10 protein-coding genes and 2 pseudogenes are annotated in these 8,827 nt (G+C 68.0%); 8 read left to right on the forward strand and 4 right to left on the reverse strand.

From position 1 onward, the window contains the following. From EAO76_RS11670 to EAO76_RS11680, 3 genes and pseudogenes are all read left to right on the forward strand, one after another. Positions 1-280, forward strand: a 280-nt coding sequence (locus EAO76_RS11670; RefSeq protein ID WP_262375395.1) for a transposase, incomplete at its 5' end; no start/stop codon positions are given. 15 nt (positions 281-295) lie between these two features. Beyond that, a pseudogene (locus EAO76_RS11675) lies at positions 296-499 on the forward strand (transcriptional regulator); the annotation flags it as partial. A 169-nt stretch (positions 500-668) separates the two neighbouring features. Further along, positions 669-911 carry a hypothetical protein gene (locus EAO76_RS11680; protein WP_148835863.1) on the forward strand — a complete coding sequence of 81 codons (243 nt, stop codon included), beginning with the start codon at positions 669-671 and terminating at the stop codon, positions 909-911. 151 nt (positions 912-1,062) lie between these two features. Here the strand turns inward: EAO76_RS11680 and EAO76_RS11685 are convergent, their stop codons facing one another. After that, positions 1,063-1,644 carry a hypothetical protein gene (locus tag EAO76_RS11685; protein WP_148835864.1) on the reverse strand — a complete coding sequence of 194 codons (582 nt, stop codon included), beginning with the start codon at positions 1,642-1,644 and terminating at the stop codon, positions 1,063-1,065. 495 nt (positions 1,645-2,139) lie between these two features. Between EAO76_RS11685 and EAO76_RS11690 the strand changes: the two genes are divergently transcribed. The 4 genes from EAO76_RS11690 (at position 2,140) to EAO76_RS11710 (ending at position 6,674) form a co-directional block, all read left to right on the forward strand. Further along, a complete protein-coding gene (locus EAO76_RS11690; RefSeq protein ID WP_262375396.1) occupies positions 2,140-3,369 on the forward strand; it encodes an ISL3 family transposase in 1,230 nt (409 codons plus the stop codon). A gap of 79 nt (positions 3,370-3,448) precedes the next feature. Next, the gene (locus EAO76_RS46060) at positions 3,449-3,658 is read left to right on the forward strand and encodes a transposase (protein WP_262375397.1); all 210 of its coding nucleotides are present in this window, start codon (positions 3,449-3,451) and stop codon (positions 3,656-3,658) included. 787 nt (positions 3,659-4,445) lie between these two features. After that, positions 4,446-5,426: a phosphotransferase gene (locus tag EAO76_RS11700; protein WP_148835870.1), complete on the forward strand. Its 981-nt coding sequence runs from the start codon at positions 4,446-4,448 to the stop codon at positions 5,424-5,426. A gap of 933 nt (positions 5,427-6,359) precedes the next feature. Continuing rightward, positions 6,360-6,674: a CPCC family cysteine-rich protein gene (locus EAO76_RS11710; RefSeq protein ID WP_148835866.1), complete on the forward strand. Its 315-nt coding sequence runs from the start codon at positions 6,360-6,362 to the stop codon at positions 6,672-6,674. Here EAO76_RS11710 and EAO76_RS46065 read toward each other — a convergent pair. Then, entirely contained in the window at positions 6,586-6,873 is a 288-nt protein-coding gene (locus EAO76_RS46065) for a hypothetical protein (protein WP_262375398.1), read from the reverse strand. The genes EAO76_RS11710 and EAO76_RS46065 overlap by 89 nt on opposite strands. Here EAO76_RS46065 and EAO76_RS45365 point away from each other — a divergent pair. Then, positions 6,838-6,951: pseudogene (locus tag EAO76_RS45365) on the forward strand (ATP-binding protein); the annotation flags it as partial. The gene EAO76_RS46065 and the pseudogene EAO76_RS45365 sit on opposite strands and share 36 nt — an antisense overlap. A gap of 76 nt (positions 6,952-7,027) precedes the next feature. Here the strand turns inward: EAO76_RS45365 and EAO76_RS11720 are convergent. Further along, complete coding sequence (locus tag EAO76_RS11720) at positions 7,028-7,468, reverse strand: hypothetical protein (protein ID WP_148835867.1); 441 nt, start codon at positions 7,466-7,468, stop codon at positions 7,028-7,030. A 172-nt stretch (positions 7,469-7,640) separates the two neighbouring features. After that, positions 7,641-8,827, reverse strand: a 1,187-nt coding sequence (locus EAO76_RS11725; protein WP_148835868.1) for a transposase, incomplete at its 5' end; no start/stop codon positions are given.

Genomic DNA, 8,827 nt, shown 5'->3' on the forward strand with positions numbered 1-8,827 from the left:
CCGGCTCAACACCCATGTCTCCCGCACGATGCGAGAGTTGATCGACGCACGGGAATGGCTGACGGTGTTCCTGCTGCCCGCCTGCTCGCCCGACCTGAACCCGGTCGAGGGCGTGTGGGCCCACGTCAAGCGCAGCCTGGCCAACCTCGCCGTCGTCGCCCTGGACCGCTTGGAGGTCCTCGTCCGCAACCGGCTCAAACGACTCCAGTACCGGCCCGAAACCCTCGACGGCTTCATAGCCGGCACCGGCCTCACCCTCGACAACCCGACCTCACCCTGACGAGCCGAAGTCAGTAACCAGTCCCAGGTCGCCCGTCCGCTCCAGCGGGTCGTGGAGTACCGCACGATGAACGTCCGCCGCTGGGACCGCATCGTCGACGCCTGGGCCACCGGCGACCACCAGGGCCTCAACGACGCCTGGACCCTCGACGTCCTCCCGGACCTCGGTTCCCAGTGGGGCCAGTACGAGTACGTCACCAACATCGGCTTCGCCGCGTAGAGGCCCTCCGAGGGCCTCTCGGAGTGCCTATCAGTTGTCCCGGGTCTCCAAGGGGGGCCCGGGACGGCCACGTTTGTCGCTCGAAGAGGCGCACAGGGGTGTGGCCGGGTTGGCTCGCACGTTGGGCAATGTCACCCGCAGGGCGGTGGCCCGTGGGACGCTGCCCTGCATGGCAAAGAACACGATCACGCTGGAACGCGGCATCTACATCTACGAGTCGCTGGAGATCCCCCGGGAGAAGATCTCAGCCCGGTTCCTCGCCGCCTACGACGGTGGCGACCTGACGAACGTCATCGAGGATCTGGCGAAGGAGATGGGCACGACGCCGGAGGCGATCGATGCCCTTCCGGGATGGACTGAGACGAGTCGGTCGGCCGAAAGTGACGACTACGGGATCCACCACACCGACTGACCTGACCGGCACTTCCGGCGTCGGGCGCCGGCCGGCGGCCGGCGGCCGACGCCCTTTCTCAAGCACACTGCAGAGCACATTGGATCTCTACATCAGACGCGGCCAGGAGCCGCGTAGGTGATTCCGATTCGGCGGGAATCCAGTCCTGGTATCACCGAGAGCCTGTCACTTTCCGGTTCCGAAGCCGTTGGTCCTGCAGGGCTTGGGTGCATGAGGCGCAGGGGCATGCCGGGGCGTCGGCGAAGCGGCTCAGTCCGCACCACATCAGCGGCCGACGCCACCACGAACGTACCGGTGGCCACTGCCGCCAGACCTTGCCCCGGCGCCATTCCCAGCGGCTGCCGTCCGGCAACGTGTAGCGCACGTACGATTCCTGCCGGGCAACCTGAAGCTCGCTCTCGACCCGCCGCTCCTCGCTGAGCGGGTAGTGGCGGCTCCAGTCCACTTTGTACATCGTCTTGTCCGGAGGAAGGCTCTCAATCGTGACGGGAACAACGACATCGCGACCCTCGTACTGGACACCGACCTCTACGTGGCGCAGCATCTCGCCCGAATGGTTGTGCACTACGGAGGCCTCGAGGGTGCTGTACGCGCCGCAGGAGCATTCCGCCCCGTGAGAGTGGACCTTAGGCCGGTCCGTGGACACCCGGCGTGCCAGATCCCGACGGGCCAGGAACCGCAGTCCGAGCCGGCCGAGCAGTGGTCCGGAGACCCGGGCAAAATCGTTCGTCATGCCCGTGCAGACGCCCTGCAGACCAGGCGACATTCCGCTATCGACGCATGTTCACCCGAAGGTGGGGCGGTCGGTCCGGAAGCCTGTGCGGCAGGGCGGGCGTGACGCCCAGCAGTTCGCCCCCAGCCACCTGCCCGATCTCCATGAAGCCGTCCTGCTCTGCCGCCGGCACTGCGCTCGCGGCCGTCTGCCTGCCCGGCGGGGCTGACGGCTGGCGTGCGCCGGAAGTCTCCTTCGTGCAGAGGGGACTTCGTATTCACCTCGCCGGAGTGGCGGCGGGCGGTTGGCCCTCGCCCAGGTGGCTCTGCTCACAAGAGACGGGTTCTGGCACAGATCTTGGGGAGCCGTCGCGGAGCGTTACCTCGATGTTCGATTGCGAGGGACTGGCTCGTGCGAGACGGCGTACGCCTTGGCGTCTGACAGCCGGAAGTGACGCTCCCTCAGGTGCATTCCGTCCGTTCCTCTGGTCGGCCGTGGACGGTGATGGTGCTGGCCATGCAGACCGACGCACCGTTCTGGGACTCGCTGGTGTTCGAGGGGATCGACGAGGTGAATGTCGAGGCTGTTACAGCCGCGTTCGGCACGGTCGAGGTGGCAGCGAGAGGCCGCGCGGCCGCGGCGGCGTGTCCGGACTGCGGCCGCTTCTCGGACCGAATCCACGACCGTTACCAGCGCAGGCTGAAGGACCTTCCTCTGGCTGAGCAGGGCTTTGTGATCCGGCTGACGGTCCGACGCTTCATCTGCGGGTCGGCGGACTGCCCGCGCCGCACGTTCGCCGAGCCGTTCTCCCGGTTGGCCGCCCCGTACGCACGGTTCACCACGCGGCTCAACCACGCCCTGGAGCGAGTGGGGCTCGCGCTGGCCGGGCGGGCCGGCGCCCGACTGGCCGCCCAGCTGGGATTCGGCGCGGGACGGATGACCTTGTTACGCAGGGTCATGGCACTGCCCGATCCGCGATTCAGTACTCCACGGGTGCTGGGTGTGGACGACTTCGCGATCCGTCGCGGCCAGACCTACTCCACCGTCTTGACCAGCGTCGAAGACCATCGCGTGGTCGATGTGCTCCCGACTCGTGAAGCCGGTCCGCTGGCCGCCTGGCTGGTCCGCCACCCCGGTGTGGAGATCATCTGCCGGGACCGGGCGGGCGCCTACGCCGAGGGCGCCCGGCGCGGAGCCCCCGACGCTCTGCAGATCGCTGACCGCTTTCACCTGTGGCAGGGCCTCGGCCGGGCCGTGGAGACCTACGTCGCTGCCCACCGCGACTGCCTGCGCAATCCGTCGCCCAGCGGCATGCTGCCGCAGGGCACCCGACCAACTCCCGGTTGGCCGCCGGACGACTCGGAACCGCTCGGCCGGCGGGCCGAGCGCAAGAAGGCCGCTCACGCCCTGGTCCACGAGATGCTCGCCCAGGGCCACTCACGCCGGGCGATCGCCCGGCACCTGGGCTGGGGGCTCAACACCGTGCTCCGATACGCGAACGCCGCACGCTGGCAGGACACCATCCGCGAGAACCCGCCCCGGCCCAGCAGGCTGGACCCCTACAAGCCTTACCTGGAACGGCGATTCGCCGAGGGATGCACCAGTGTCACCCGACTGCATGGCGAACTGGTCGCCGAGCACGCCCCGGTCACGTACGGCATGGTCCGCTCCCACATCGCCACCTTGCGCGGAGCTCCTTCCGAGGCGCCGCCCCGGCCTGAAGGAGGTCCTGGCCCGCTGCCCTGAACTGGACACGGCCGCCGGATATGTCCGCGGCTTCGGAGAGATCCTCACCGACCGTCTCGGCGTCACACTCCCTGCCTGGATCGACGCAGTCGACGCCAGCCAGCTACCCGGCCTCACCGGCTTCGCGCTCCACCTGCTCCGAGACCTCGACGCCGTGACAGCCGGGCTCACTCTCGACTGGAGCTCCGGCAGCATCGAGGGGGCCGTCAACCGCATCAAGAAGATCAAGCGGCAGCTCTACGGCCGAGCCGGATTCGAACTACTCCGCAAGATGATCCTGCTCCAATAGCACCCCGAGACGCCATCCAAGATCTGCGCCAGAACCGAGAAACAGGAACACCTGCTGCGGCAGGCATGTGGATCGAGGCCCGGGCAGGTGCCCGGCCGTGGCAGGATGGCCTCATGTTGATCCGAAAGGGCGATGCCGCGTAGGCGTCCCAAGGCCGTCCGCGCAGAGCGGTGGCGGCCACGATGGCAGTGTCCGGTCCTGAGGGTTCATGGTGTCTCCGCGCGGACTCGTGCAGCGATCCGCAGGGTCGAAGACCAGGAGATGTGGCCCAACGCGGTCGCTGACGCGCTCTCTCGTATCGAGTGGGCTTTCGCGCAGCCCGGCCGGCACTTGGATGCCTCCGTGTTCTGCTCGCCCGGGATAAACGATGCCCGTGATGACCTGGAGTGGGCGATGCGGCACCTTCCTCCGGGAGCCAAACGGGACTTGGGCCGGCTGATCACGCGCATCGATGAAGAACTAGAGCGTCGTACCTTGCCGGAGCCGAATCACATCGAGTTGGCGGCGTTCGGCTGGTGGTGGACCAGAATGCGGGAACGCTGACGGGCTTGGGACGTGTGCACCTCCCTTTCAGCCGAACGAAACCGTCACCCTCCGTGACGGCTCCCAAGATCTTTGCCAGAACCGAGAAATGACGTCAGTGCATGGGATGGCATGCCACCTGGTGCCTGTTCTTGAATCATGCATGACACCTTCGGAGCAATTCGTTCGGCGATGAACGATGACTCGCGTAGGGTGCCCCAGTTATCAAGGCGGAAGGCGGGTTGTGGGCGTGGCGCCAAAGAAAGTGACACGGGATCAGTTGGCGGGTGCGGCGCGGGCCGCGCTGGGCGGCGGGCGACGACTGGAGGCAATCGAGCGACTGGCGGGCGGCACCACGAAGGGCGTCTACCGGCTGACGATGGACGACGCCACGACGGCGATCGCCTATCTGTGGGAGGACTCCGAGAACTACTGGCCGGCCACCGAACACGATGGCGACCTCGCCGACCCGTTCTCGCCCGGCATCGGGCTCGACCTGTTCGAGGCCGCGCACGCGCGGCTGGGGGCGCTGGGCCTTCGGGTCCTTGAGATCCACCTGGCCGATCGTGACCGCACCTACTACCCGGCCGACCTCGCGATCGTCGAGGACGTGCCTGGCGAAAAGCTGATGGACCTGCGCAACCGCGACCCACGCGCCGCGGAGCCGACGATGATGCGCCTCACTGAGAGCCTGGCGATGATGCGCGGCCACCGGGCGCCGTCCTTCGGCAAGGTCGCCCTGATCGACGCGGGAGGCACATCACGTTCGGCCTCGTGCGAGCAGGCAGCGCTCGCCTTCGCGCTGCGCTGCCTCGCCGAGGCGACCGCGCGCGACCACAGGATCGCCGACGCCCGCGATCAGCTGGAGGAGCGGCTGCGTCAACTGACCACGGCGGTGCAGCCGCGCGCCGAATACTCCGTCGTCCACGGCGAACTGGGCCTGGACCACGTCATGGTCGACCGGGACGGCCATCCCGTCGTGATCGACATCGAGAACCTGCTGTACTTCGACGTCGAGTGGGAGCACGTTTTCCTACGCCTCCGCCACACCAACAGCCAGTACCAGCAGCTGGCGGTGGACGGCCTCGACGAGGACCGCCTCGCGCTCTACAAACTCACCCAGCACCTGTCACTGACAGCCGGCCCGCTGCGCCTGCTCGACGGGGACTTCCCCGACCGGGAGTTCATGCGAGGGGTCGCCGAGCATCACCTGAACGAGGCGTTGGCGCTGGTTCCGGCGAGTTGAGGACGCGACCTGCGTGTTTGTGCCAGGGCTGGGTGATCTCCGAGATCGTCGGCCGCAAGAAGCCAGACGGGACCCCCGGAATGACGTCAGCACATGGGCCGGCCCGCCGCCCGTGAGGGCGGCGGGCCGTTCGCGCGATGGTCGACGACCTGACGGTGCGCCCGCGACCTTGCCGTGCCGCGCCGGGCTACCGGACCGCTGACGCGAGGGGAATCCGCGCCCTGGGTTCCCCTCGTGCCGATGGCCCGGCCGCGGCCGGGCCCGCCGCCGTACCGCGGTCGACGACCTCGCGCCCCGCCCGCCCGCCGTCGCCTCACCGTGTCGTCGACGGCCTTCCCTGCTCGCTCCGTCCCGCCGTCCGGCCCGTTGCTGTGTCTGGCCGACCGGCCCGAGTCCGGTGTAACGCCTGTGTCCGGGGACACGGTTCACTCTTGCCACAGGGCCGCGGCGGCAGGGCCCTGCCACCGCGGTGCCGTGCCGCGCGGTGCCAGGCCGCGGTCTCGTGCCGCGCCGTGCCGCTCTGCGCGGTCCCGCCCGGTGGTCGGCCGTCCCCGCCCCGCCGTTTCGCGCCGTCGGGTCCGGGCCCGGCCGCCGGCGCTCCGACCTGCTGCCGGGCCGCTCGCGCGATGGCCGACGACCTGACGGTGCGCCCGCGGCCCCGCCCCGCCCTGCCGCGCCGCGCCGGGCTACTGGGCCGCTGACGCGAGGGGAAACCGCGCCCGGGGTTCCCCTCGCACCGACGGCCTGGCCGCGGTCGCYCCGCCGCCTACGTCCACGCCGGCATGACCATCAAAGAGAAGGCCCTGGCCCTCACGACCCCCGCGACAGCCCGGCCCGGTCGTTACCGTCCCACCGACTCCACCCTCGCGTTCCTCGACAGCCTCTGACGCGACCAGACCAGAGCTTCCTTCCAGGTCATGCCACACTCAACGCGTGACAACGCCCGAGGAAGCGCCCGCAGCAAGCCCGCCCGGCGGCGGCCCGTATGCCTGTCCCTGCTGCAAGCTCCTGACACTGGAAGCCCGCGGACACTTCCAGATCTGTGACGAGTGCAGTTGGGAAGACGATGGCCAGGACGACCCGAATGCCGACGAGGTCTGGGGCGGCCCCAACGGGTCGGAAAGCCTGACCGACGCCCGTCTTCGCTACGCGCAATACGTCACGACAATGAGGGCAACAGATCCGAGATCAGCAGCGAACGGCGGGCCGGGCAGGTGGCGCTCACGCCCCAGGCGTCGTCGCAGCTGAGCGCAGATCTCAGTCCGCACCGGAATTTTTCCTCTGCCCTCTCCGGCACCGCAACTATGCAGAACAGAACAGTCGTCGCGGGAGCTACAGCCTCGTGCAACGCCAGCACACTCGGCATAGTCACAGCCTCCGCATAGATCAATCTATGCGGATATCTGCATAGATCGACGAGCTCGGCCACATGGAACTCGACCGCCACGGCGCTGAACTCCTCTCCCAGGTCCTCACCGAACATGAGGAGAAGAACAGCGTCGCCATCGCCTCCAACGAGTCCTTCGGCAAAGCGCTCTTGTTCCGGCGAACCCGTGCGAGGCGGTGCCGGAACAGCACGGGGTCTGCCGCGTCTCAACGTGTCAGGCGGCCTCTGGCCGTCCACCAAGAGCTGTTGTGAGCTCAGTTTGAAGCTGGGGGTCGTCTGCGACTGAGATGAGGCGGTGGGCGATGAGTCCGATGCGCCATCCCGAGTCATGGTCGAACGGGGGTCGCACGCCAGCAGCGTTGTGGGCGACCTTGGCAACCAACTCGGCGAGAGTGAACAACAGGGCCTGCTCCTCATTCAACGGCGAGTCCTGATCGAGACTTCGTCGCCGCAGCCGGTCGAACACTTCTCGGGCCTGCCGCCACCGCTCTTCGGTCTCAGCCAACAGAAGAGCGTCGTCGACTTCGGGGAAGCTCCCGAGGCTCCGGCTCGCAGCGCGAAGTACGCGGCTGGCCCAGACGACCGGAGCGGGCTGGCTCTCGAACCGGGAGCGTCCCCATGAATACAGCCGCTGGGCATCCGTCTGATCAGCCATGATCACTCCGCTTCCTCGGTCGAGGGCCTGGTCGGGGCTTCCACCGGAGACTAGAGGTCCGTCGGCTATCCGGCACCGGAGTTTGTGCTGGTTGGGATGCGTCCGGAGTCGGCGAGGGCTCTGGTCCACTTCCTGGGCTCTGTCGCTATTTTTGGGGTGGGCAGCTTCTTGATCATGGTGTGAGCAGGATGCGGCGTCGTAGGAGATCGAAGTTGGCGCGGCCGTACATCTGTCTTTTCAGCAGCTTGATCCTGGTGACGTTGCCTTCGGCTGCTCCGGAGGTGTAGGTCGTGGTGAGGGCGGTCTGGATGGCTGCGCGGTCGCGTCGCATGCCGTTGGCCAGAGTTCGGAGTTCGCGTTGGCCGTCGAGGCGGACGTCGGCGATCCAGACGTCGAGAGCCAGGTGCTCACTGCGGCGTTCACGGACCATGAGTGCCGGCCGACGGGCGTACTCGACCGTCGTCGCCAGCGCGGGATTCCGCTCGCACAGTTCGTCGAGACCCTTTCGTTCAACGTCTGTGAGGCGCTCGGGCTGGAGCATGACCCAGTCGGTGACCCTGCGGACGGTCAGGTGAGGCAAGGGGGCGTTGGCCGGGATCGCACCGTTGCGGTAGGGCTTCAGGTGCCGGCGGACGGTGTTGACGTCGCCGCGGTAGCCCAGTCGCTGGATCTCCCGGGTGAGGGCGGAGGCGTTGATGCAGCCCTCCATCCAGCGGTGGTGTAAGTAGAGACGGTAGTCGTCGATCTGGGAGGACCGATTGGTGGCTGCGATGAGAAGTTCATCGACGCCGGCGGCGTGTGCGAATCGGTTGACCGTGGCGCGGCTGAGCTGGAGGTCGCGTGCGATGGTGCGAAGGCTGTCGCCGCGTTCGATGCGCTCGTGGATCTGCTGGTGGTGTTCGCGGGTGCGGGCGGCCAGAGGCCGGGGCCGGCCGTGGATGTCCAGCTCAGAGCGGTCGTGTCCTTCGGGGGTGGGGCCGTCGGAGGTCCGGTCGTCATGGGTGGTGAGGGGTTGTCGCAGGTCGGCGCGATGCCGCCCGATGACGCGTTCGACTGCTTGAGCCAGGTTGTTCAGGAGGTGCCATGCATCGGCTACCCGCCTGGCTTGCGGAGCCCCGGCCTGGGCCCCGTCGTGGAAGGAACCGGCACGGTCGCGGCAGATGATCCGCACTTCAGGGTGGTTCCGCAGCCAGGAGGCGAAGGTTGCTGCGGCCCGGTCGGCCAGGACGTCGACCGGGCGATGGGTTGCCATGTCGATGAGGATCGTCGCGCAGGTCTGTCCCCTGCGAATGGCAAACTCGTCGACGCCGAGATGCGGCACCAGCCCCGATGAGGGGAGCGGCTGTGCACGCTGTGCAC

The organism is Streptomyces sp. sk2.1 (assembly GCF_008120935.1).
Taxonomy (GTDB): Bacteria; Actinomycetota; Actinomycetes; order Streptomycetales; family Streptomycetaceae; genus Streptomyces.

What these genes read in the sequence shown, in the direction of transcription:
- EAO76_RS11680 (WP_148835863.1), top strand. Translation starts at nt 669, where the DNA reads ATGGCAAAGAACACGATCACGCTGGAACGCGGCATCTACATCTACGAG.
- EAO76_RS11685 (WP_148835864.1), bottom strand. Translation starts at nt 1,644, where the DNA reads ATGACGAACGATTTTGCCCGGGTCTCCGGACCACTGCTCGGCCGGCTC.
- EAO76_RS11690 (WP_262375396.1), top strand. Translation starts at nt 2,140, where the DNA reads ATGCAGACCGACGCACCGTTCTGGGACTCGCTGGTGTTCGAGGGGATC.
- EAO76_RS11720 (WP_148835867.1), bottom strand. Translation starts at nt 7,468, where the DNA reads ATGGCTGATCAGACGGATGCCCAGCGGCTGTATTCATGGGGACGCTCC.